Origin of the sequence: Caulobacter sp. SSI4214 (genome assembly GCF_012184455.1) — a bacterium.
GTDB lineage: Bacteria > Pseudomonadota > Alphaproteobacteria > Caulobacterales > Caulobacteraceae > Caulobacter > Caulobacter vibrioides_E.
On sequence record NZ_SZWJ01000009.1, the window covers coordinates 57114 to 78388 of the forward strand.

Genomic DNA, 21275 nt, shown 5'->3' on the forward strand with positions numbered 1-21275 from the left:
GGCAGTACGAGCCGTAGCCATTTCTACCTCCATGAGTGAGCGGTTCGTGGAATCGAACGGCGCGATAACTCAGAAGTTCCCCGGCCATGCAATAGTGCATGTTTCGACCAAAACTCGCCTTATTGTGAGAAGGCTTATCTGGACGGTCCAGCTTACTTAAGAGGGCTGGCGCCTTCTGGGACGGGGCGGGACGCGTGACCGTTCCAAGAAGCGCGTCGAAAGCTTTTCCGGCCCCGCTCGCTTGATGTAGAGAGACGCCCATGACGCAAGAATCCAAACAGATCCAAGGCCGCACCGGCCCCTGGGAAATGGTCCTCGGTCTTGAGGTGCATGCTCAGGTCGCCAGCAAGTCCAAGCTCTTCTCCGGCGCCGCCGTCGGCTTCGGCGCGGGTCCGAACGAGCAGGTCAGCCTCGTGGACGCCGCCATGCCGGGCATGTTGCCGGTGCTGAACCGGTTCTGCGTCGAGCAAGCCGTGAAGACGGGCCTTGGCCTGAAGGCCCAGATCAATCTGAAGAGCCGCTTCGACCGGAAGAACTACTTCTATCCGGACCTGCCGCAGGGCTATCAGATCAGCCAGTTCGACCAGCCGATCGTCGGCGAGGGCGTCGTCACCGTCGAGCGCGATGACGGCACGACCTTCGACGTGCGCATCGAGCGCCTGCACCTGGAACAGGACGCCGGCAAGTCGCTGCACGACCAGGATCCGAACGCGACTTATGTCGACCTGAACCGCGCGGGCACGGCTCTTATGGAGATCGTCTCCAAGCCCGACATGCGGACCTCGGAAGAGGCCGCCGCCTACGTCAAGAAGCTGCGCACCATCCTTGTCTATCTGGGCACCTGCGACGGCGACATGGAGAAGGGCAACCTGCGCGCCGACGTGAACGTCTCGGTCTGCCGTCCGGGCGACTACGAGAAGTTCCGCGCCACGGGCGACTTCAGCCACCTGGGCACGCGCTGCGAGATCAAGAACGTCAACTCGTACCGCTACATCCAGCAGGCCATCGAGTACGAGGCCCGCCGCCAGATCGAGATTCTCGAGGACGGCGGCAAGATCGACCAGGAGACCCGCCTGTTCGACCCGAACAAGGGCGAGACCCGCTCGATGCGCAGCAAGGAAGAGGCGCACGACTATCGCTACTTCCCCGATCCCGACCTGCTGCCGTTGGTTTTGGACTCGGCCTGGGTGAAGTCGATCGAGGAAACCCTTCCGGAGTTGCCGGACGCCAAGAAGGCGCGCCTGCAGAGCCAGTACGGCCTGTCGGCCTATGACGCCGGCGTGCTGATCATCGACGCTGATCGCGCCGACTACTTCGAGGCCGCCGCGAAGGGGCGCGACGCCAAGCTGGTGGCCAACTGGGTCACCAACGAGCTGCTGGCCAAGCTGTCGGCGGCCGGGACCGAGTTCGCGAACTCGCCGCTGCCGTCGTCGGACATCGCCCAGCTGGTGGAGCTGATCGAGAATGGCACGATCTCGTCGAAGATCGCCAAGGAGGTCTTCGAGCACATGTGGGCCGGCGAGGGCCGTCCCTCGGAGATCGTCGAGAAGCGCGGCCTCGTGCAGATCAACGACACGGGCGCGATCGAGAAGGCCATCGACGAGTTGATCGCCGGCAATCCGGACAAGGCCGAGGCCGTGAAGGACAAGCCGCAGGCCTTGGGCTGGTTCGTCGGTCAGGTCATGAAGGCCACGGGCGGCAAGGCCAACCCCGGCACGGTCAACGCCTTGCTGCGCCAGAAGCTCGGCGTCGAGTAGCATCGACCGGTCAGCGGATATGACGAGGGCCCGGGGCGAAAGCCGCGGGCCCTTCTTCGTTGATGCGTAGGTCTAGTGGGGCGGGCCAGGCGGGGACATGGAGTCCGGTCCGGTCATGGGCGCTTCTGGGCCGGGCTTGTGCTTCTTGCCCTTCTTCGCGGCCCTATCGGGAGGAGTTGGCGCGGTCCTCTCGTCGGCGACGCCCGGCGGCGGCGGCGGCGGCGGCGCGGGGGGCTGGGCGGTCGTGGTGCCGGGATTGTCCACGGGCGGCGGCGGTGGCGGCAGGTTGCCGGGCGGCGTGGCGTTGGTCGGGGGCGTCGATTGCGGCGCGGGCGAGGGATCGGGCGTCGAGGTCGGCGGCAGGCCGGTCTGGGCCAAGGCCGAGCCGGCGTAGGCGGCCGCGGCCAGGGTCAGGGCGACCGTCGTGATGCGCAGGGTCTTCATCGCGTTGGGACCAAATTACTGCAGCGTCGGAATGTGACGCGGGGCTAACGCTGACCCGGCAATGCGGTCGAATTGACTTCGCAATCAGGCCATTGGGCCGCATACGCGGCGAGGTCGAGGCGGGGATGGCGGCAAAACGGCGCCCCAGGCAAAGCCCAGGACGCCGTGTCTAGAGACCTAAGGGTCTTCAGGTCTAGCGATTGGCGATGACGTCGAAGATCAGTCCGCTGGCGATCGCGGCCAGGACGTAGTCATTGCCAGTCCGGTACCAGTAGTAGCCCCGGGGCGGCGGGCGCAGGTGGTAGCGATAGTAGTCATGGACGATATAGCCGCCGCCACGATAGTAGCCGGGCAGATACCCGCCCCGCGACCAGGCGACATAGCCGGGGCGATAGCCAGGACGGCCGTAATAGGCGGGCGGGGGCGGTCCGTAGGCCCAGCGATTGTTGTAGTAATAGCCGTTGTGACGGCCGCGATCCCAGTCGCGATCCCAACCGCCGCGGTCCCAGCCGCGATGTTCGCCACGGTCCCAGTCACGGCGATCGCGATCCCAGCCGCGATCGTGATCCCAGCGGCCTCGGTCCTGGGCGGCCGCGTCGCCGGCGGTCAGGGCCATCGGCCCGGCCACCGAGGCCACGGCGGCGATGGTGAGCAGCAGACGTTTCATCTCGTCTTCTCCTAAGGCGCGACGGTTTTGGAAAACACGCCGCCTGGAAACTTCCCTCGATCTTGAAACGCACGATGCGGTCGTTCGGCTGAACCTGATCTGAATGAGCTGGTCAGGCTTTTCCGAGAGGGCTTGGCGCGGGCCGGCCTCGCGGCCATCTTCTGGATCAATCACAAGCACTGGGAGAGAAGGCCGATGAGCCAACCGATCGCGCTGTACTATTGGCCCACGCCCAATGGCTGGAAGGTGTCCATCGCCCTGGAGGAGATGGGCCTGCCCTACGAGATGATCCCGGTGAACATCGGGACGGGCGAACAGTTCAAGCCCGACTTCCTGGCCATCAGCCCGAACAACCGGATGCCGGCCATCGTCGACCCCGAGGGACCCGACGGCCAGCCGATCTCGATCTTCGAGTCGGGCGCCATCCTGCAGTACCTGGGGCGTAAGTCTGGCCAGTTCTACGGCGAGACCGAGCGGGACCGGGTCGAGATCGACCAGTGGGTCATGTGGCAGATGGGCGGGCTGGGCCCCATGGCTGGCCAGACACACCATTTCCGCCAATACGCCGCCTCGATCATCGCCGATCAGCGTCAGATCGCCTATGGCGCCATCCGCTACACCAACGAGACACACCGTCTGTACGGGGTGTTGAACAAGCGCCTGGAGGGGCGCGATTTCATCTGCGGCCAATTGTCCATCGCCGACTTCATGAGCTGGCCGTGGATTGTGCCGTGGAAAAACCAGGGCATCATTCTCGACGAATTCCCGAACCTGAAGGCGTGGTTCGAGCGCGTGGGCGGTCGAGAAGCGGTGCAGAAGGGCTTCAAGCTCGGCGCGGAACTGAGATCGGGCGGTCTGCAAGCCTCTGGAAAGGCGGCGGAAGAGGCTCGCCGAGTCCTGTTCGGGCAGCGGGCGCGTTAACCGGCTGTATACTGGCCTTTACGCCGCGTAATATCCTTGAACAACTCGTGTATTCGTCGATAAATTCATGATGTTCGCGCGTTTAACTATATGTTCAGCCGCTTTGGACTTTTCTTCTCTCAGGCTCTGATCCGGCAAAAGGCCGGGGCGAGCTTGAGAGAGGAGATGAGCCATGATGTTGATGAACGAACCGCCGGCCGTCGTCGCCACGCTGCCGCTGCCCACCGCCGAATCCACCGGCGACGAGCTGTTCCGGATGGGGCTGCTGTATTCGACCGGTCAGGGCGGCGCGCCGCTGGACTATGTGTCGGCCCACATGCTGTTCAACCTGGCCGCCATGCGCGGGTCGGTCGAGGCCAAGATCTATCGCAAGGAGCTGTCGCAGGAGATGGCCAGCGAGGACGTCGCCGAGGCTCAACGCCAGGCTCGCGAATGGCTCGCCCACGGCTAAGAGCCCGGTTCTCCGGGCTCGGTCCGCTCCCGGCTCGGGCCGGGGTCGCGGTCAGTTGCCGTTGACGTTCCCGTTGATCGCGTAGCTGAAGCTGATGGGCAGCAGATCGCGGAAATACTGCTGCATGAAGAGTCCCGCCTCGGCGACGCCGCTGCGGGGCACATAGACCACGTCGAAGCGGCGCAGGGGCACGAGGTCCGCGCCGCCGCCCCTGGTCAGGCCCGCGAGCATGTTCGCGGTGCGCATCATCGCCTTGCCGTCCGGCCCGCGGCGAATAATCACAACCTGATTGCGTTTCGCGCCGGGGGTGAAGCCGCCCGCCTGGATGATGGCCCGCAGAGCGTCTCCGTCGCCGGCCATGTCGAAGACGCCAGGATTCTTGACCTCGCCGCCGACGAAGATCTTCAGCGGCGTCGTCGACTTCACCGAAATCTGCACCTGGGGACGCAGCAGCTGGCTGGAATAGGCTTGGCTGATCGAGCCTTCCAGGTCCTGGATCGTGCGATCGGCCGCCATGACCGGACTGATCAGAGGCAGGGACACGCGGCCGTCCGGCTGGACCGTCACCGTCTTGTTGAGCTCCGGCGCGGAGGGCACGGTCAGTTCGATCTCGTCGCCGGGATAGAAGCGGTAGGAGGGCTCGTCGTCGCTCCAGTCGGCATAGCCGATATTGGGGAAGCGCGCCGTCGGCCTGGGCCCCGGCGTGATCGGTTCGGCGTCGATGTGCCCGCAAGCGGCGAGGCCGCTGGCCGTCAGGACCACGGCCAAGGCCGTCCAGAGATGCGTGCGCCTGTGCATGGGGCAAGTCTTAACAGGAATGGGTAACGAACCCTTAAGGCTGCTCGCTCCAGGGTGCGAAGCAGATTGAACCGTTCGGATTCGCATGTCGACGAGCGCCTGGATCAGCGTGCCCCACGACCCGCCGCCTCGTAGCGTTGGCGGGCTGGGCGGCGCGCGTCCGCGTTACGCGCCGACCGACTTCGTCACCCTGCTTTGGCGCGAGAAGTGGCTGATGCTGGGCGTCTTCCTGGTGATCGTGGTGCTCGGCGCCGGTTTCGCCATGACGCTGAAGAAGACCTATACGGCCAATTCCAGCCTCTTTGTTCGCCTCGGCCAGGAATATGTCTACGAACCCCGGGCCGGCGACGCCGGCCGCGGCGCGGTGCCCAATAGCGATCAGGTCATCCAGTCGGAGGCCGAGATTCTCAACAGCGGCGAACTGCACGAGCGCGTGATCCGCAAGCTCGGCCTCGGCGCCATCTTTCCGAAGGTCGCCGACAAGTACGCCCGCGCGACGCCGGAGGAGAAGCGGAAGCTGATGGGAGAGGCGCGCGACGCGATCGGCAAGAATCTGAAGATCGAAACGGCGCCGGACAACTCGATCATCCGCCTGTCCTACCAGCACCAGGACGCGGACATGGCCGAAAAGGTGCTGAACACCCTGCTTGAGGAATATCTCATCTACCGCCGCACCTTGCTGATCGGCGGAGAGAGCCGCGTGTTGGAGCGCCAGCGGGATATCTTCGAGCGCAAGCTCTCCGAGGCCGACGCGGCCTATCAGGCGTTTCTGAGCACCAACGATATCGGCGACTTCAACGCCCAGAAGACGGCCCTGATCCAGTTGCAGGCCCAGGTCGAGCAGCAAAAATACGCTGTCGAGGCGCAACTTCAGGACCGGACCGGCCGGCTGGCCGCGGTCGAGGCCGAGCTCGCTCGCACGCCCGCCGAGACCGTCCTCTATCGCGACACCGACATGTCGGCCTCGACCAAGCTGGCGCAGCTGAAGCTCGAGCGCGAGGGGCTGTTGGCCCGCTACACGCCGAACGCCAAGCCGATCATCGACATCAACGCCCAGATCGCTCAGCTGGAGCAGGGCCTGGCCGCCGGTCGCACGGCGGGCGAAGGCGCGCGCCGCAGCGGCCCCAACCCCATCTGGCAAACCCTGCAAACGACCCGTAACGACCTGAAGGCGGAGGTCGCGGCGCTGCAGAAGTCGCAGGCGATCTACGCTCAGCAGGTGCCGGACGTGAACGCGCGCCTGCTGCGTCTGGCCCAGCTGGAGCCTCAGTTCAACGAACTGTCCCGCGATCGCGACGTTCTGTCGTCGAATGTCCGGGATTTCACGGTGAAGGAACAGCAGGACGAGGCTCAGCGCCAAATGTCGGCCGAAGGCAGCGACAATATCCGCATCGTCCAGCGCGCCGTCGCGCCGTCGACGGGCAAGAGCCTGAAGAAGCCGGTTCTGATGCTGGCCGTCGTGTTCGCCCTGTTCACCGCGCTGTGCGCGGGCCTGGTGCGCATGTTCCTGCGCCCGGGGCTGCAGACGCCGGCCTCGGCCGCGCGAACCCTGAACATGCCCGTGCTGGCGACCGCCGGCTACAAGCGGTGAGCGTTTTCGTCGCCTTTCGCCGACAGGGTTAATGTCGCAACTTGCCATCTCTTGAGTGCGTGGCGATTCGGTAGATGGTCGACTTGAACGTCGAGATGACGGAGCTTTGGAGCGCGCTGGGAGCCCCCCCGGCTGGGCGTCCGCACGTCATCCAGTTCGTTTCGGCGCGGCGAGGCGAGGGGACCTCGACGGTCGCCCGCGAGTTCGCTCGTTTCGCCTCGCGACGCGCCGGCCGTAAGACCTGGCTGATCGACCTTGATTTGAACCATCCCAGTCAGCTCGCCGCGATCGCGGCCGAGGCGAACCGCTTTGGTCCCTTGGGCCCGCCGGTCGCCGCCTCGCCGGACGGTTCGGCATTTTTCACGGTTCAACCCCCAACGCCCCGGGCGGAAGGCGGCGTCTGGCCGGACTCCAAGTTTCTGGTCGGCCACAGCGTCGGCGGCCCTCGGCTTTGGATCGCTCGCTTCAATCGCGAAGCGCTGCGTGGCCGCCAGCAGGTCCACGTCATCCCCTCCGCCGATTATTGGCGAGCGTTGCGCAAGCACGCCGAGGTGATCGTGGTCGACAGTCCGGCGGCCGATCGATCCCAGGCCGCCACCACGGTCGCTTCGCACATGGACCAGACGGTGCTGGTGGTCTCGGCCGATCAGCCCGATGTGCGCCAGCCGGCTTTGCTGCGAGACGCCCTGATCGCCGCGGGCGGCCAGTGCGCGGGCATGTTCTTCAACAAGGTCTCGGTGCAGCCGCCGGCCTTCCTGAAGGCGATCCTGCCGTGACGATGGCGGGAGAGCCCAGGGCTCTCCGGCCCTCGACGCTGACGATCGCCGCCGCGGTGGCGATGCTGCTGATCTACAGCTCGGGCTGGCAACTGCCGATCTTCGGCGAAAAGTCGGACGAGTCGGCTTCGGCCCTGCTGCGGGTGGCCTTCCTGCCGGCCTACGCCCTCGGCTTCTTTCTGGTGGCGGGCGATCCTTGGAACATGCTGCGGGCCACGCTGCGGCAGCCGTTTCTGATCCTCTTGATGGGCGTCGTGGCGGCGTCGATCTACTGGTCCATTCAGCCGGATGTGTCGATAAGGCGCGGCTTCGCGGTGGGCTGCACGACGATGTCGGGATTGGTCCTGGCGGCGCGTTTTCGCTGGGCGGATTTGGCGAAGGTGTTCTCGATCACCTTCGCGCTGCTGATCGTTGGCAGCTACCTTGTCAGTATCGCGATGCCCCGCGTGGGCGTCATGACCGAGCTCTTCCCCGGCGCCTGGCGCGGGCTTTGGATGGAGAAGAACGCCCTGGGCGGCCTGATGGCGCTGGGCATCTGCATCCTCTGCGCCACCGCCCTGCTGACGCCGCGCTCGGCCCGGATCTGGCTGCCCTTCGCGGCCCTGGCGTTTGGTCTGGTGATCCTTTCGCAGTCCAAGACCTCTCTGGCCTCGCTGGTGCTCGGCCTCTTGGCGCTGGGCTTCGTGTGGATCGCGCAACGGGGACCCGCCTTTGGCGCCGCCGCCACATGGGCGGCGGTCAGTGGCGCGGCCCTGCTGGGCGCGTTCGTCCTGCTGGCCTCGGACGTCTTTTTTCACCTCCTGGGCAAGGACGCCACCTTCACAGGCCGAACTCAAATCTGGACCGCGGCCATGCGCCAAATCCAGGAGCGACCCTGGCTAGGCTATGGCTATGCGGCCGTCTGGAGCGACAAGTCGGGCTGGGGGCCGCTGGCCTGGATCGTCCACGACGCCAAGTTCACGCCCCAGCACGCCCACAATTCGTGGATCGAGCAGTGGCTGGGCATGGGCATTGTCGGCCTTTGCGCGTGGGGACTATTCTACCTGCAGACCATGGCGCTGGCGGTGATCTCGGTCTTCCGTGACCGAGGCGCGATGCTGGCCTTCCCTTTTCTTGTCGTCTACAGCCTGGTCAGCCTGACCGAGAGCATCGCGGTGGTCTATAACGACTTCCGCTGGGCGATCTTCGTCGCCCTCGCCGCCAAGCTGGCCTTTTCCGACAGGGCGCAAGAACAAGTCTGATCAGAGGCCGATCCGGCGCGCGCCCTCGGCCACGGTCACAACGTCGAAGCCCTCGGCCGTCGCGCGGTCGATCAGCCGTTCCAGGCCTCCCGTCGTGCAGCCCCATTGCGAAGGGCGATCCGCGACGTCGTGGGTGTAGAGGATCAGCCAGGCGTTGCGGGCCTTGGCCCTGTCTAGCCAAGCCTTGGCGATGGCCTCGCCGTCGTCGCCCTCGATGCCCACCGCCGGCGCCTGGTTCAGGTCGGCGCCGTTCGTGATCAAGCCGTGGTGCAGGGCGCGGAGGGTCTTGAAGCGGCCGGCGAGGGCGGTCTTGGCCGGCGCGCCGACGTCGCCATAGGGATAGGCGAAGCTGACTGGCGCGCCGGTTCCCCAGGCCGCCAGGGCCTCGGCGTTGCGCTCGACGTCGCTGATCGTGATCGCCGCCGAGGACTGTCCGCAGTCCAGGTGGGAATAGGTGTGGCAGGCGATCTCGTGGCCCGCGTCATGCAGGCGACGCGCGTCCTCGCCGGTGGCGAAGCGCCCCATCGGACCATCACGTCCGGAGAGGCCTGCCGCGAAATAGTAGGTGCCGCGCAGACCGCGATCCTCCAACGCCTTGGCGCCGGCCTCGCAGGCGGTGGCGGGGGCGTCGTCGAAACTGAACGACACCACCGGCCGATCCAGCTTGACGCGCGCCGGTCGGCGGTGAGCCAGGCGGATCAGGCGACGGCGCAACTTGCCCTTCAGCGAGCGATCGGGCTCGTAGGCGTCGACCTTGTCGAAATCGGCCGACATCAGACGGCCTCGCTGTAGAGCGACGCGCGATAGAGGCGCATGGCGAACGCGCGAAGCGATAGGGGCGCCGCCTCGGCCAAGGCCAGCCGCTTGAGCACCGGTCGCCAGACGCCGCTCAGCGGAACGTTCTTCAGCGCGCTGGCGACCTTGTAACTGGGATAGGCGCTGACAATGTCGCGGTGCGCCGTGACCACGCGGGCGAAGTTGGCCGCCGACTGCTCGTACTTGGCAGCCATGACCGAAGCGCTGTCGAGGCCGAGGTGCGAGGCGGTGTTGTCGATGTGAAGGATCGGGTGCCGGCGAGCCACGCGCATGGCCCACTCCACGTCCTCCCAGCCCCAACCGGAAAAGTCTTCGTCGAAGCCTATGGTCTCGAAGACGTCCCGACGCACCAGCAGGTTCGAGGTGAACACATGCTTTTCGGGGGCCTTGGCGCGGTCCGGGGCGGGGGTGCAATCGCTCTTCAGCGCCATGGTTCGGTGCAGGGCGGTTTCGGGGCGTCGGGGCGTTTGGTCCATGGTGAAGCCGCCGAACGCCACCGGCGCGTCGCTTTCGGCGACGGCGAGCCAGCGCGACAGGAAGTTATGGGTGTCGGGCAGCATGTCGCTGTCCAGGAACAGGAAGTGTCCGCCGCGCGCGTGGCCGGCCAGGCGATTGCGGCCCTTGGCGCGGCCTTCGTTGCTGGACAGGCGGATGAAGTGGGCGGGGATGCGTGACGTGTTGATCCGCCGCGCGATCCGCTCGGCCAGGACGTCGTCGCCGCTTCCATCATCCAGCACGATGACCTCGGCGCCCGCGCCGGGATCGTCCAGCGCCTTCAGCAGGGCCGTGGGATCGTCGCGATAGGTCGGAATGAGAACCGACAGGCGCGGTCGCGCGTGGGCCCACGCGGCGTTCTCGATGCGGATCTCGGTGATGGGCATGGTCATAGGGCGAGCGCCCTCCGCCGGAGGATCAGGTTGAGCTTGGCGCGCAGGCCGCCGATATCGAGGCCCAGGACGATGGCGCCATAGACCGCCGCGCCGACGCCGGCCTTCAGGGCCAATTCCGGTAGTCCGCCCAGCGCCGGAACGAGGCGAACGCAGGCGGCCATGGCGAGGCATGCGAATCCGCCCCTGACCAAGACGTCCAGCGGCATCGGCAGAGGGCAGGCGCGACGGCCTAGCGTCCAGGCCACGATCGCGCCGAGGCCGTAGCTCAGCGTCGTGGCCCACAGCGCGCCGTCCAGGCCGAGACGCGGAATGAGGGCGAGGTTGAGCAAGACATTGGCCGCCGCCGGTATGCTCATGCTGACGATCAACAATGGAGTCCGGCGCGCCAGCGTGAAGGCTTGCAACAAATAGTAGGTGGTCATGCCCGCCAGCCAGCCGCTGGCGGCGATCCAGGGCGTGACATGGCTGGCGCCGGCCCGCAGCGCCTCGCCCACCATCAAGTCCGCCAGCGGACGGGCGACCAGCGCCAGGCCGACGGCGGCCGGCGCGGTCAGCAGGATCATGAAGCCGGCCTGCTCGCGCGCGGCTTCGGAGAGCGCGGCCTGACCGCCGCGTTCCAGGGCCTGGATCAGCGCCGGACCGCCCGCCATGCCCAGCCAGATGAAGACGACGTCCAGCGTGCGGCTGCCGAGCGAATAGCCGGCGTGATAGACGCCGACCGTGGCCTCGTCGAGAAAGGCGGCCAGCAGCAGGCGGTCGGTGCTGGCCAGCACCAGGGCCAGGATCAGCGACAAGGCGACGGGCAGGCCATAGGCGGCGTAGCCCCTGGCCAGGCTCGCGTCGAACCGCCCGCCGGCGACCCGTTTCAATTCGCCTGGCAGGATAACCACGGCGCATAGGGCCGAGACCGCGCCGACCCCAAGGACCGGCGCGGCGCCGCCCAGACCGGCAAGGGCCAGGGCAAGACCGATCGCGAAGCCGCCCGCGCTCTGCGCGATGGCCAAGATGGCGGCGCCCGAGACCTCGCCGGCGGCGCGCCGTCGCTCCTGGGCCAGCTTCATGAGGCTGTTGGCCAAGGTCGAGCCAAGGGCCGCCACCAAGGCGACCTTCATCGGGGCGGACAGCGGCGCCAGCATGACGGCCGCGCAAGCCAGGGGAACGAGTACGGCGGCGCCAAGCCAAAGCCGATAGAGGGTGGCGAAATGGTCGGCGAGGCGTCCGTCCTGACCCCGCGTCGCCAGGAAGCGGGCCATGGCCGCTTCGGTCCAGGTCAGCAGCATCGTCTGGGTCAGACTGCCGACCGAAAAGGCCAGGGCGTAGACGCCATACTGGGCGGGATCCAGCACACGCGTGAACAGAACGATGGTGAGCAAGCCCACCACCCCCTGCACGACATTGACCGGCAAGTAGCCGAGGACGCCGCGCCAGAACATCGTCGCCGACCTAGCGCACCGCCGACCGATCCCCCAGCAGGCAGGGGATGGTCATGGCGATGATGTAAAGGTCCAGCCAGAACGACTGGCGCTCGATGTACTCGACGTCCAGGGCGACGCGCTGGCGCACGCTCTCGGGGGTATCGACGGGGCCGCGGGAGCCCTTGATGGCCGCCCAGCCGGTCAGGCCGGGCTTCATGCGGTGGCGGTGCGCGTATTCGGCCACCAGCTTGGCCGACTCGACGCCGCCGGTCTTCATGCCGATCGCGTGGGGGCGGGGACCGACGATCGACATCTCGCCACGCAGCACGTTGAACAGCTGTGGCAGTTCGTCCAGGCTCGTCTTGCGGATGAACTTGCCGACGCGGGTGACCCGGTCGTCGTTGGCGCTGATCTGCCGCGCGGCTTGGGCGTCGGCCATCTCATGACGCATCGACCGGAACTTCCAGACGAGGATCTCCTCGTTGTTGAAGCCATGGCGGCGCTGGCGGAAGAAGATCGGGCCGGGGCTGTCCAGTTTCACGGCCAGGGCGACGATCAGCATGACGGGGCCGGCGACCACCAGGCCCAGGATCGCGACGGTCAGGTCCTGGGCGCGCTTGATCCAGGCGTGGCGCGGCGAGAGCCCGGCGCCGGAGAGCTCGTTTTCCCCGCCGGCCGCGATCCGCGCCAGGGCCAGGTCGTCCTCGGCCGGGCCTCCGACGCCGATGAAAAGGTTGAGAGGGTTGGGCAGAACGCCCAGCTTGTCGACCAGTTGGCGCACGCGAACCTCGGCGGTCGATCGCACCGCGATCACGACCCGGTCGACATAGGGCATGATGCGGTGGTCAAGCAGGGCGTTGGTGTCGCCCAGCACTGGCACGCCCATGATGGTCTCGGGCGCGCGGTCCAGGCGATCGTCGAAAACGCCCAGCACATTGACCTCGCCGGTGCGCATGGCCGCGTTGATCAGCCGCTCGGCGTTGGCCGTGGCGCCGATGACGACGATGTTCGGCGTCAGGCGACCTTGTTTGCGTCCGTCGGCGATCACGCGCCACCAGACGGCTTGCAGACCGGCCAGTCCGACCGTGGCCGTGGCCAGGGTCCAGAAGGTCGAGGCGTCGGGATGACCCGACAACAGGACAACGGTCGACGCGGCGAGGAAGCTCGCGGCCAGCGCCGGCGCCGCTCGACTGAGGTGGCGTCGCGCGGTGTCGCCTCGCGGGAAGCCGTAGAGGCCCAGCGCGCGCAGCCCGATCAGCGCGGTGATCGCCCACAGGCCCCCAGCGATCGGATGGCCCTCCGCCGTGACGCCCAGCGCCGCCAGGACGGCGGCCAGGATGTCGACGACGCGGAAGATCCGCGACAGCGGCCGGGTCTCCAGTCGCGCCCGCGATGGTATCAGCTGGCCGGGGCGAAAGGGACCCCGCCGCGCCTTGCCGGCCTCTTCGCCGTCGACGTCGGCGCGCGCGCGCTTGTCCGCCCGCGCGAGGAAAGCGACGGCGGGTTGGGCTTCGGCGGTAGGCGGAGCGGCGGGCTGCATGACGCTTGTCGTTTCAAAAACCGCGTTCAACCTAGCCTCGCCGTCTGAGCGCCGCGTTAACATGGTAATTTTCCGCGACGACGCCGTTGTCTTCTCGAAGCGAACAGGCTATCGAACCGCTCCCTCTCAGGAGGAAACGTGGCCGAGAGGCTGAAGGCACCGCTTTGCTAAAGCGGCATACCCCTAAAGGGTATCGAGGGTTCGAATCCCTCCGTTTCCGCCATTCCCTTTTTTCCAGACATATCCACCGGCGTCCGCAAACGTCCGATGTCCTTTCGTCATTCTCACCGCCGCGCGCCCCGGTCACGGGTTCCGCGGCTCGTTCCGTGACTGGGCGGCGGATGTTCAGGGAGGGGGCTCGCGCTTCAACTGGTCCTTAAGCCCTTGGGCGCATGATGTTTCTTCGCGCGGCCGCTTTAGGCCGATTGGAGAGCGTCATGTCGATCATGACTTCCAGCACCCGCCGCACCGGCGACCACTTCGAACCCACCGATGTCGATCCCCAAGTTCAGCGCCGGTTGCGCGGCTATCTTGAGCAGATCGACTACACCGCCTTCGCGTCGAACAAGGCGGTGCTGGGCGCGACGCTGGCGCGCGTCGAGGGCGAACGCTTCCAGCGGCTGGCCGTGGCGGCCGCCACCGCCCGCGCCAAATGGGTGGCCGAGGCCGCCGCCATGACCGAGGCCGGGCCTTCGCTGTCGGAAGCCCAGGTCACGCGCCTAGCCCACCTTCGCGCGGCCTTCGAGGAACTGTCGGCGGTCTATGAGGCCACGCGGCGAATGGTCGAGCGGGGCTATGTGACGTATCGCCCCAACCAGGCCTAGATTTAATTTATCCGGGTATTATTGACTCCGGATATTGTCCGGATAAAACGTGCGTCCAGGAGGCGGTCATGTCCGGACGCAAGGCGCTGCTGCGCGCATATAAGGAACGCAAGGTCGAGGCGGGGATCTACGCCGTGCGCTGCGTGGCGACCGGCGAAGCGTGGGTCGGCGCGACACCTGACCTGTCGACCCGCCAGAGCGGCGTCTGGTTCTCGCTGCGTCTGGGTTCGCATCGCGACAAGAGCCTGCAGACCGCCTGGAACGCCCATGGCCCCGACGCCTTCGCGTTCGAAGCGGTCGAGGCCGTCGACACCGAGGGGCTGGACCGGTTCGGTCGCGACAGCCGACTGAAGGAACGCCGCCAGCACTGGATCGCGGCGCTTAACGCCAGGGGGCTGATGTGACGGGAACGGACGACAATGAGTCGGTCTACGTGGTCTTTCACGGGACCCGGCGTGTAACGGTCGGCTCGAAGCTGGACGCGGCGCTGGCCGCGCGAGAGCTGATTGGGGAAGCCGGCGTCGTGATCTTCGGACCCGATGGGCGCTCGGTCGACTTCGACCTCAGCGGCGAGCCCGAGGCCTTGGCGGCGCGCATGGCCCCGGCGGCCGATGCGCCGCGCGGACGCGGGCGGCCAAAGCTGGGCGTGGTGGCGCGCGAGGTGACGCTTCTGCCGCGTCACTGGGACTGGCTGGCGGCCCAGCCGGGCGGCGCGTCGGTGGCGCTGCGCAAGCTGGTCGAGGCGGCGCGCCGCGCGGCCGACGGGCCTGATCGCATCCGCGGCTCGCGCGAAGCGGCCTATCGCTTCGCCTCGGCGATGGGCGGGAACCTGCCGGGCTTCGAGGAGGCCATGCGGGCGCTGTTCGCCGGCGACGACGCCGGCTTCGAAGCGCGGATCGAGGAGTGGCCCGCCGATATCGCCGGGCAACTGCGTCGCTACGCGGCCGAGGCTTTCGGACTGGATCCGGCGACCAGCGCCTAACGCGCTTAGCCTTTCTTCGGCTCTAGCAGGTCCCAGCGATTGCCGGCGATGTCTTCGAACACGGCGACCGTGCCATAGGCCTCGTGTCGGGGCTCTTCCAGGAAGGTCACGCCGGCGGCGACCATGCGGGCGTGGTCGCTGGCGAAATCGTCCGTATGCAGAAAAAGCCAAACCCGCCCGCCGCCCTGGCGGCCTATGGCGCTGGCCTGTTCGCCGATCGCGCGGGCCAGCAGAAAGTCGGTTCCGTCGGTCCCGGGCGAGACCACGACCCAGCGCTTGCCGCCGCCCATGTCGGTGTCCTCGACCAGGGAAAAGCCCAGCTTGCCGACATAGAAGGCGATCGCCTCGTCGTAGTCGGCGACCAGCAGGGTGACGAGAGCGACGCGGCGGGCCATGGGCGATTCCGTATTGGGAGCCGCGCTTCCTAGCACGGCGCCGCGCGCCTAAGCTCGTCCTTCGATCGACGGGTGAGGGGCCTCACCCGCCCGAATAGCCCCCGATGATCGGCAGGATCTCGCCGGTGATGTAGCTGGCGGTCTGGGGCGAGGCGAGGAAGACGTAGGCGGGGGCGATCTCCTCGGGCTGGGCCGCGCGCTTCATTGGGGTCTGGGCGCCGAACTGGGCCACCTCCGGGGCCAGCTTGTCGGCCGGGTTCAATGGGGTCCACACGGGGCCGGGCGCGACCGCGTTGACGCGAATGCCCTTCGGGATCAGGTGCGTGGCCAGCGAGCGGGTGAAGGCGTGGATGCCGCCCTTCGTCATCGAATAGTCCAGCAGGTCCTTGTTGCCGAGCAGGCCGGTGACGGACCCGGTGTTGATGATCGCGCCGCCCTTGGGCAGGTGCTTCACGGCGGCCTTGGCCATGTGGAAATAGCCGTAGAGATTTGTCCGCAAGGTGCGGTCGAAATGCTCTTCGGTCAGGTCCTCGAAGTCGGTGACATGGGCCTGGAACGCGGCGTTGTTGACCAGGACGTCGAGACGGCCAAGCTCCGCCACGGTCTTCTCGACGGCCGCCTGGGCATAGGCCGGGTCGGCGACGTCGCCGGGCAGCAGGATGGCGCGGCGGCCTTCCTTCTCGACGGCGGCCTTGGTTTCCTCGGCGTCGGCGGCCTCGTTCAGATAGCCGATAGCGATATCGGCGCCTTCCCGCGCGAACAGAACCGCCACCGCCCGGCCGATGCCGCTGTCGGCCCCGGTAATCAACGCGATCTTGCCCTCCAGCTTGCCCGACCCCTTGTAGAACGGCGCGTCGTACATCGGGGCTGGCGACAGCGCGGCCTCCTCGCCGGGCTTGGCTTGATGCTGCTCGGGGTAGGGCGGGGCGGGATAGGGGCGGGCGCCGGCCTGCATCGCCTGGCCTTCCTGATCGTCCTTGGGCTGGAACGAGCGTTCCTCCTGGGCGTCCAGCGGCGCTTGGATGTCGCGATAGGCCTGGGCGACGCGGTCGCCGGCGTCTTCGAACTGAGGGGTCTCGGTATGGGCCATGTCGCGCTCCTGAAGGGGAGCTCGGAAAACCACTGGGCTGGCGCGACGTTCCCAGAGGCGCTAAATGCGGGGCGCCCACAAAACGGGCAGGCGCCACTTCGCGCGCCCTCTCTCGACATCCCTTTCCTGGCCTTGGAGGGACCACCATGCCGCGCGACGCGGCCGGCGCGGCGCTTTCCTCGAGAAGGCCGCGCGGCCCGATCACGACCGACCTGATCGAACTGCTCCGCCTGGCGGGGCCGGTCGTCCTGTCGCGCCTGGGCATCATGGTCATGGGCCTGACCGACGCCATCGTCGTTGGCCACTATTCGGCGCGGCAGCTCGGCTTTCACGCCATGGCCTGGGCCCCCAGTTCGGTGCTGATCACCATGTCGATCGGCCTTCTGGTCGGGGTGCAGGTGATGACCGCCCGGGCGATCGGGGCGGGAAAGCCCCATGAGACCGGCGCGGTGCTTCGCCGGGGCCTCGTCTACGGCGCTTGGATCGGCATTGTCGGCGCGGTCGTGCTGGCGGCGTTCGGTCCGCTGTTCCTGCGCGGCCTGAGCCTGAAGGACGGCCTGGCCGAAGGCGCGGCCGCGCCGCTGATCGTCTTTTCGCTGTCGCTGCCGGTCTACGCCCTGTCGGTGGTCTTGAGCTTCTGGCTGGAGGGGCTGGCGCGACCGGGCTTCGTGACCATCGCCATGTGGGTCGCCAACGCGGTGAACCTGGCGGTCAACCTGCTGCTGGTGCCGGGGACCCTGGGGCTGCCGGCCCTCGGCGCCGTCGGGGCGGCGTGGTCGACCTTCGTGGCCCGGACCTTCCTGACGGCGGCCCTGGCCCTCTACATCGCCCGCATGAAGGACGCCCGAGCCCTGGGCGTCTTCGACAAGCCGGCTCGCGACCGCGCCGCCGAGGCCGAGCAGCGCAAGATCGGCTATGGCGCCGGGGCGTCGAACTTCTTCGAAGTCGCGGCCTTCGCCGGCATGAACCTGGTGGCTGGCTGGATAGGCGGCCTGGCCGTCGCCGCCTGGGCCGTCGTGCTGAACGTGGCGGGGATCATCTTCATGGTTCCGCTGGGCGTCTCGACCGCCACCGCCGTGCAGGTGGGCCGGGCCTATGGCGCGCGGGATCCGGCGGGCATGACCCGCGCCGGCTGGATCGCCTTCGCGGTCATCGCCATCGTCGGGCTGATCGCCGGCTGCCTGCTCTATCCGACCCGGTCCTGGGTGGCCTTGGCCTATACCAGCGACCCGGCGGCACGGGCGCTGATCCTGCCGGCCCTGGCGCTGACCTGCCTGTTCCTGGCCCCCGACGCGGTGCAGGTGGTGGCGGCCCAGGCCCTGCGGGCGCGTGGCGAGGTGTGGATCCCGACGATCACCCACCTGATCAGCTACGCCCTGGTCATGGGTCCGCTGGCCTGGTGGCTGGCCATTCCGCGCGGCATGGGCCTGGAGGGCGTGGTGACCTCGGTGATCGTCACCAGCTTCCTGTCGGCCGGCTTCCTGGTGGCGCGGTTCCGGATGCTGGACTGGCGCGACCGGCGCGACGCGCTTTCTCGCGCGGGCGAGACGGGCGCTTAAGCACCCAGGATCCAGCCTTCTTCGGTCTGGGCCGCCGCCAGCGCCTCTTCGGGCAGCCCCTTCGGGGCGGCGAAGATCGCCCCCAGCTTGCCGGCCTCGTCCAGCTTGGCGAAGTGTTCGGCCAGGCCGCGCACCTGGGCCAGGTCCTTGACCTCGCCGGCGGCCGGCGCGGCCTTGATCAGCGACGGATAGACCTCGGCCACCACGGTCGCGACGCCTTCGAGGTCCGCCTCGGTCAGGGCCTTGAAGCCGGTCTCGAACGGCCAGACGCGCAGGGTCTCGCCGCGCGCGTCCTTCAGTCGACGCACGACCGGGATGCCCATGATCGCCTGACCGCCGACGGAGCCGTTGTAATAGAGCTTCCAGATCGAGTGCGCGCCCTTGGCCGCCTCGTCGGCGTGGCGGAACTCCGGCAGGTCGCCTTCGCCATGCTCGCGCGGGCGCTTGGGCTGCAGCGTCGTCAGGGCGTCCTTGGGCGGGCAGCCCCAGAACGGGAAGGGGCCGCCGGTCAGGCGGCGGTTGATTTCCGAACCGACGCCGAAGCGGTTGTTGGTGTTGTCGGGCTTGTCCTTGACCATCTTGGCCAGCTGGTCCCAGACCGCGCGCCAGGGCGTCTCACCGGGCAGGGCCAGGGCCTGGGCCAGACCGCGCGGGAAGCCCAGCGGGAAGTCGAAGCCGACCAGGGCCCGCTCGCCACGCTTCTTCAGGTCGTCGAGGACGGCGGCCAGGCGCGTCTCGGCTTCGGCGCGCGTGGCGGGGTTGTAGCTCTCGAAGGTCAGGCGGAAGCGCACGTCGCGCTTGAGCACGCCGATCCAGATGGAGTCCGCGCCCGTGGTCGGCTTGGCCGCCGCGCTCCAGTCGACGATTACATAGGCGCTGAACAGACGCGACACGGCACGCGGCTCCGTCGAGGGGAAGGAAGCCGCGCTTCTACTCCGCCGACAGCGTCAAAACCAGTGCAGGAAAGTGCTTGACGAGGCGCTCACGCCGCGTCGCGCACCTCGCTGGTCGGACCGATCGGACGACCGTCGCGGGCGAACCAGCGGATCGGCGGCTCGCAGGCCGCGCCCAGGGCCGCGCGCACGATGGCCGGCGGGCGGCGTTCTTCCGGGGTCATGAACAGGCCGTTGGTCTTAACCTTCAGGCCGGCGACCTTGTTGGCGCCCAGCATGGTCAGCGGCACGGCCAGGATCAGGCCGGCCAGGATCGGGGCGGTCGAGGTGAACAGGTCCGGCGTGAACCAGAACAGCGCGCCCAGCGCCAGGCCGGAGACGCTGATCCAGCCCATGGCCGAAGAGGCTTCCTTGAAGTCGACCTTGTCGGCGTCGCGGCGCTGGGCCGCCCAGCCGCCGACCTTGCCGGCCAGGATCTCGACGATGGCGCGGGTCTGAGTGAACATCAGCATCGGCGCGACCAGGGCCGAGAGCAGCATCTCGACGACCAGGCCGGCGGCTACGCGACGCTTGCCGCCGAAGCCCTTGACCTCGCCCTTGCGGGTCAGGACCAGGATCGTGCCCAGGATCTTGGGTCCGAACAGCAGCACGAAGGTGATGATCATCGCCCATGCCGTGGCCTGGATCTCGCGCCAGTCGATCAGGGCGTGGGCCGCGGCCTTCAGGTCGGCCATGGTGAAGGCCGCCTTCTTCAGCTCGGGCATCAGGGCGCGCGAGATCAGGCCGGCCGACAGACAGACGAACCACAGCGGCGACAGGGCGTAGCTGAGGATGCCGATCACCAGGTGCAGGCGGCTCATCCAGTGCAGGCCGGGCAGGGCGACCAGCGGCGCGTGCTGCACGTTGCCCCGGCACCAGCGGCGGTCGCGGGTGGCGAAGTCCAGCAGGTTCGAGGGGCTTTCCTCGTAGGAGCCGTCCAGATACGGTGCTAGGTGCACGCTCCACCCCCCGCGGCGCAGCAGTGCGCTTTCCAGCGCGTCGTGGCTCATGACCTCGCCGCCGAACGGCTTGGGGCCAGGCAGATGCGGCAGGCCGCAGGTCTCGGCGAAGGCGCGGGTGCGGACGATCGCGTTGTGGCCCCAGAACGAGCTCTCCGAACCCGACCACCAGGCCAGGCCCGTCCAGGCGACGCGGCCATACAGGCGCGTGGCGAACTGCAGGGTGCGGGCGAAGATCGTCTGGCCGTTGATGATCATCGGCATGGTCTGGATCAGGCCGGCGCCCGGGTGACGCTCCATGGCGTCGGCCAGACGGACCATGGCCTCGCCGGTCATCAGACTGTCGGCGTCCAGCACCAGCATGTGCTCGTAGGCGCTGCCCCAGCGGCTGACCCAGTCGGCGACGTTGCCGGCCTTGCGGCCCGTGTTTTCCTTGCGGATGCGGTAATAGACGTTGCAGTTCGCCTCGCGGCGGAAGCGGGCGAAGCAGGCCTGTTCGGCCAGGGCGACCTGGGCGTCGCGGGTGTCGCTGATCACGAAGATGTCGAAGCTACGGGCCTGGCCGGTCTCGGCCAGCGAGGCGTCCATGGCGCGCAGCCGGGCGAACACCGCCGACGCGTCTTCGTTATAGACCGGCATGAGGATGGCGGTGCGGGTGTGCAGCTTGGGCATGGGCGCGTCGCCGTCGATGCCCAGCGGGTCCTTCGGCTTGCCCATCAGCACCAGGAAGCCGATGAACGCGGTGCAGAACCACAGCGACAGCGCCAGGAACAGCGGCGCCAGCAGCACCAGCACCACGGCTTCCAGCCGGGTGACGCCGCCCAGGGCGATGGTGTCGTAGGAGGCCTTCCAGCCGGCGAAACCCATGGCGAGGGTCATCAGGCCCAGCGCCCAACGGCGGGCCTTCATGTCCGGGATCAAGGCGCCGGCCCGGCGCGGGCCGCCTTGCCAGAAGCCTAGCGGCTGGACCGGCATGGCCAGCGGGGCCTCGACCGGGATCTCGACGCTGTCGCGGCGACCCATCGCCTGATCGAGGGACACGCTCGTGGAGGTGCGCACGTCGAAGGAGGCGGAGCGTTCGCTCATGTCGGTCAGATCTCGGACTTTCCGGCGCGGAGAGCCGCCGGTCGGACCTACAGTAAAACCTCGATCACAAATTCGCTACCAGAAATCACGCCGATTTCGCAGTTGCGAGAAAAAACCTGTGAAGCCAAGCGCGCGAACGAC

The 21275-nt window shown here is 67.8% G+C and carries 21 protein-coding genes and 1 tRNA gene; 11 read left to right on the forward strand and 11 right to left on the reverse strand.

What is annotated here, in order from left to right:
* Nucleotides 1-260: 260 nt before the first annotated feature.
* Nucleotides 261-1757 (forward strand): Asp-tRNA(Asn)/Glu-tRNA(Gln) amidotransferase subunit GatB, encoded by a 1497-nt coding sequence (gatB, locus tag FCU40_RS04615; RefSeq protein ID WP_168073180.1) that lies wholly within the window; start codon nt 261-263, stop codon nt 1755-1757.
* Nucleotides 1758-1829: 72 nt separating this feature from the next.
* On the opposite strand, the gene FCU40_RS04620 is transcribed toward gatB, so the two are convergent.
* Nucleotides 1830-2201, reverse strand: coding sequence for a hypothetical protein (locus tag FCU40_RS04620; protein WP_168073181.1), 372 nt, complete (start codon nt 2199-2201; stop codon nt 1830-1832).
* Nucleotides 2202-2394: 193 nt separating this feature from the next.
* Nucleotides 2395-2868, reverse strand: a complete 474-nt coding sequence (locus FCU40_RS04625) for an RcnB family protein (protein ID WP_168073182.1) — start codon at nt 2866-2868, stop codon at nt 2395-2397.
* 195 nt (nt 2869-3063) lie between these two features.
* Between FCU40_RS04625 and FCU40_RS04630 the strand changes: the two genes are divergently transcribed.
* Together FCU40_RS04630 and FCU40_RS04635 are read left to right on the forward strand one after the other, a co-directional pair.
* Nucleotides 3064-3789, forward strand: a complete 726-nt coding sequence (locus tag FCU40_RS04630; protein ID WP_168073183.1) for a glutathione S-transferase N-terminal domain-containing protein — start codon at nt 3064-3066, stop codon at nt 3787-3789.
* 172 nt (nt 3790-3961) lie between these two features.
* Entirely contained in the window at nt 3962-4240 is a 279-nt protein-coding gene (locus FCU40_RS04635; protein ID WP_004620101.1) for a sel1 repeat family protein, read from the forward strand.
* Between the two features lie 51 nt (nt 4241-4291).
* On the opposite strand, the gene FCU40_RS04640 is transcribed toward FCU40_RS04635, so the two are convergent.
* Entirely contained in the window at nt 4292-5038 is a 747-nt protein-coding gene (locus FCU40_RS04640; RefSeq protein ID WP_168073184.1) for a polysaccharide biosynthesis/export family protein, read from the reverse strand.
* An 85-nt stretch (nt 5039-5123) separates the two neighbouring features.
* On the opposite strand from FCU40_RS04640, the gene FCU40_RS04645 reads away from it, so the two are divergent.
* The 3 genes from FCU40_RS04645 to FCU40_RS04655 all read left to right on the forward strand — a co-directional run bounded on the left by FCU40_RS04645 (nt 5124) and on the right by FCU40_RS04655 (nt 8646).
* Nucleotides 5124-6629 carry a GumC family protein gene (locus FCU40_RS04645; protein WP_168073185.1) on the forward strand — a complete coding sequence of 502 codons (1506 nt, stop codon included), beginning with the start codon at nt 5124-5126 and terminating at the stop codon, nt 6627-6629.
* Nucleotides 6630-6703: 74 nt separating this feature from the next.
* The gene (locus FCU40_RS04650; protein WP_168073186.1) at nt 6704-7405 is read left to right on the forward strand and encodes a CpsD/CapB family tyrosine-protein kinase; all 702 of its coding nucleotides are present in this window, start codon (nt 6704-6706) and stop codon (nt 7403-7405) included.
* 2 nt (nt 7406-7407) lie between these two features.
* Nucleotides 7408-8646 carry an O-antigen ligase gene (locus FCU40_RS04655; RefSeq protein WP_168073230.1) on the forward strand — a complete coding sequence of 413 codons (1239 nt, stop codon included), beginning with the start codon at nt 7408-7410 and terminating at the stop codon, nt 8644-8646.
* Here FCU40_RS04655 and FCU40_RS04660 read toward each other — a convergent pair whose 3' ends face one another.
* From FCU40_RS04660 to FCU40_RS04675, 4 genes are read right to left on the reverse strand one after another with little or no spacing between them, the layout of a single operon-like run.
* On the reverse strand, nt 8647-9420 hold the full coding sequence (locus FCU40_RS04660; protein WP_168073187.1) for a polysaccharide deacetylase family protein: 774 nt from the start codon (nt 9418-9420) through the stop codon (nt 8647-8649).
* On the reverse strand, nt 9420-10349 hold the full coding sequence (locus tag FCU40_RS04665; protein ID WP_168073188.1) for a glycosyltransferase family A protein: 930 nt from the start codon (nt 10347-10349) through the stop codon (nt 9420-9422). The genes FCU40_RS04660 and FCU40_RS04665 overlap by 1 nt, the downstream gene beginning before the upstream one ends.
* Nucleotides 10346-11785: a lipopolysaccharide biosynthesis protein gene (locus FCU40_RS04670; protein WP_168073189.1), complete on the reverse strand. Its 1440-nt coding sequence runs from the start codon at nt 11783-11785 to the stop codon at nt 10346-10348. The genes FCU40_RS04665 and FCU40_RS04670 overlap by 4 nt, the downstream gene beginning before the upstream one ends.
* Before the next feature lie 10 nt (nt 11786-11795).
* Complete coding sequence (locus FCU40_RS04675; RefSeq protein ID WP_168073200.1) at nt 11796-13370, reverse strand: exopolysaccharide biosynthesis polyprenyl glycosylphosphotransferase; 1575 nt, start codon at nt 13368-13370, stop codon at nt 11796-11798.
* Between the two features lie 69 nt (nt 13371-13439).
* Here FCU40_RS04675 and FCU40_RS04680 point away from each other — a divergent pair.
* The 4 genes from FCU40_RS04680 to FCU40_RS04695 all read left to right on the forward strand — a co-directional run bounded on the left by FCU40_RS04680 (nt 13440) and on the right by FCU40_RS04695 (nt 15113).
* A tRNA-Ser gene (locus tag FCU40_RS04680) sits at nt 13440-13530 on the forward strand.
* Between the two features lie 214 nt (nt 13531-13744).
* Nucleotides 13745-14131 (forward strand): hypothetical protein, encoded by a 387-nt coding sequence (locus FCU40_RS04685; protein ID WP_004620117.1) that lies wholly within the window; start codon nt 13745-13747, stop codon nt 14129-14131.
* Between the two features lie 68 nt (nt 14132-14199).
* Nucleotides 14200-14535 (forward strand): GIY-YIG nuclease family protein, encoded by a 336-nt coding sequence (locus tag FCU40_RS04690; protein WP_168073202.1) that lies wholly within the window; start codon nt 14200-14202, stop codon nt 14533-14535.
* A complete protein-coding gene (locus tag FCU40_RS04695; RefSeq protein WP_168073204.1) occupies nt 14532-15113 on the forward strand; it encodes a DUF2239 family protein in 582 nt (193 codons plus the stop codon). Before FCU40_RS04690 ends, FCU40_RS04695 begins: the two co-directional genes overlap by 4 nt.
* A gap of 5 nt (nt 15114-15118) precedes the next feature.
* Here FCU40_RS04695 and FCU40_RS04700 read toward each other — a convergent pair whose 3' ends face one another.
* Complete coding sequence (locus FCU40_RS04700; RefSeq protein WP_168073206.1) at nt 15119-15508, reverse strand: VOC family protein; 390 nt, start codon at nt 15506-15508, stop codon at nt 15119-15121.
* An 82-nt stretch (nt 15509-15590) separates the two neighbouring features.
* The gene (locus tag FCU40_RS04705) at nt 15591-16598 is read right to left on the reverse strand and encodes an SDR family oxidoreductase (RefSeq protein ID WP_168073208.1); all 1008 of its coding nucleotides are present in this window, start codon (nt 16596-16598) and stop codon (nt 15591-15593) included.
* 146 nt (nt 16599-16744) lie between these two features.
* Between FCU40_RS04705 and FCU40_RS04710 the strand changes: the two genes are divergently transcribed.
* A complete protein-coding gene (locus tag FCU40_RS04710; protein ID WP_168073210.1) occupies nt 16745-18157 on the forward strand; it encodes an MATE family efflux transporter in 1413 nt (470 codons plus the stop codon).
* Here FCU40_RS04710 and FCU40_RS04715 read toward each other — a convergent pair.
* Together FCU40_RS04715 and mdoH are read right to left on the reverse strand one after the other, a co-directional pair.
* On the reverse strand, nt 18154-19050 hold the full coding sequence (locus FCU40_RS04715; RefSeq protein ID WP_168073212.1) for a cobalamin biosynthesis protein CbiG: 897 nt from the start codon (nt 19048-19050) through the stop codon (nt 18154-18156). The two genes, FCU40_RS04710 and FCU40_RS04715, sit on opposite strands and share 4 nt — an antisense overlap.
* An 89-nt stretch (nt 19051-19139) precedes the next feature.
* Nucleotides 19140-21134 (reverse strand): glucans biosynthesis glucosyltransferase MdoH, encoded by a 1995-nt coding sequence (gene mdoH / locus FCU40_RS04720; protein ID WP_168073214.1) that lies wholly within the window; start codon nt 21132-21134, stop codon nt 19140-19142.
* Between the last annotated feature and the right edge of the window lie 141 nt (nt 21135-21275).

Coding starts and splice junctions, on each gene's coding strand:
- FCU40_RS04700 (WP_168073206.1), bottom strand. CDS start 15,508: ATGGCCCGCCGCGTCGCTCTCGTCACCCTGCTGGTCGCCGACTACGAC.
- FCU40_RS04685 (WP_004620117.1), top strand. CDS start 13,745: ATGTCGATCATGACTTCCAGCACCCGCCGCACCGGCGACCACTTCGAA.
- FCU40_RS04650 (WP_168073186.1), top strand. CDS start 6,704: ATGGTCGACTTGAACGTCGAGATGACGGAGCTTTGGAGCGCGCTGGGA.
- FCU40_RS04705 (WP_168073208.1), bottom strand. CDS start 16,598: ATGGCCCATACCGAGACCCCTCAGTTCGAAGACGCCGGCGACCGCGTC.
- FCU40_RS04710 (WP_168073210.1), top strand. CDS start 16,745: ATGCCGCGCGACGCGGCCGGCGCGGCGCTTTCCTCGAGAAGGCCGCGC.
- FCU40_RS04630 (WP_168073183.1), top strand. CDS start 3,064: ATGAGCCAACCGATCGCGCTGTACTATTGGCCCACGCCCAATGGCTGG.
- FCU40_RS04665 (WP_168073188.1), bottom strand. CDS start 10,349: ATGACCATGCCCATCACCGAGATCCGCATCGAGAACGCCGCGTGGGCC.
- FCU40_RS04690 (WP_168073202.1), top strand. CDS start 14,200: ATGTCCGGACGCAAGGCGCTGCTGCGCGCATATAAGGAACGCAAGGTC.
- FCU40_RS04620 (WP_168073181.1), bottom strand. CDS start 2,201: ATGAAGACCCTGCGCATCACGACGGTCGCCCTGACCCTGGCCGCGGCC.
- FCU40_RS04645 (WP_168073185.1), top strand. CDS start 5,124: ATGTCGACGAGCGCCTGGATCAGCGTGCCCCACGACCCGCCGCCTCGT.
- FCU40_RS04670 (WP_168073189.1), bottom strand. CDS start 11,785: ATGTTCTGGCGCGGCGTCCTCGGCTACTTGCCGGTCAATGTCGTGCAG.
- mdoH (WP_168073214.1), bottom strand. CDS start 21,134: ATGAGCGAACGCTCCGCCTCCTTCGACGTGCGCACCTCCACGAGCGTG.
- FCU40_RS04655 (WP_168073230.1), top strand. CDS start 7,408: ATGGCGGGAGAGCCCAGGGCTCTCCGGCCCTCGACGCTGACGATCGCC.
- FCU40_RS04625 (WP_168073182.1), bottom strand. CDS start 2,868: ATGAAACGTCTGCTGCTCACCATCGCCGCCGTGGCCTCGGTGGCCGGG.
- FCU40_RS04640 (WP_168073184.1), bottom strand. CDS start 5,038: ATGCACAGGCGCACGCATCTCTGGACGGCCTTGGCCGTGGTCCTGACG.
- FCU40_RS04675 (WP_168073200.1), bottom strand. CDS start 13,370: ATGTTAACGCGGCGCTCAGACGGCGAGGCTAGGTTGAACGCGGTTTTT.
- gatB (WP_168073180.1), top strand. CDS start 261: ATGACGCAAGAATCCAAACAGATCCAAGGCCGCACCGGCCCCTGGGAA.
- FCU40_RS04635 (WP_004620101.1), top strand. CDS start 3,962: ATGATGTTGATGAACGAACCGCCGGCCGTCGTCGCCACGCTGCCGCTG.
- FCU40_RS04660 (WP_168073187.1), bottom strand. CDS start 9,420: ATGTCGGCCGATTTCGACAAGGTCGACGCCTACGAGCCCGATCGCTCG.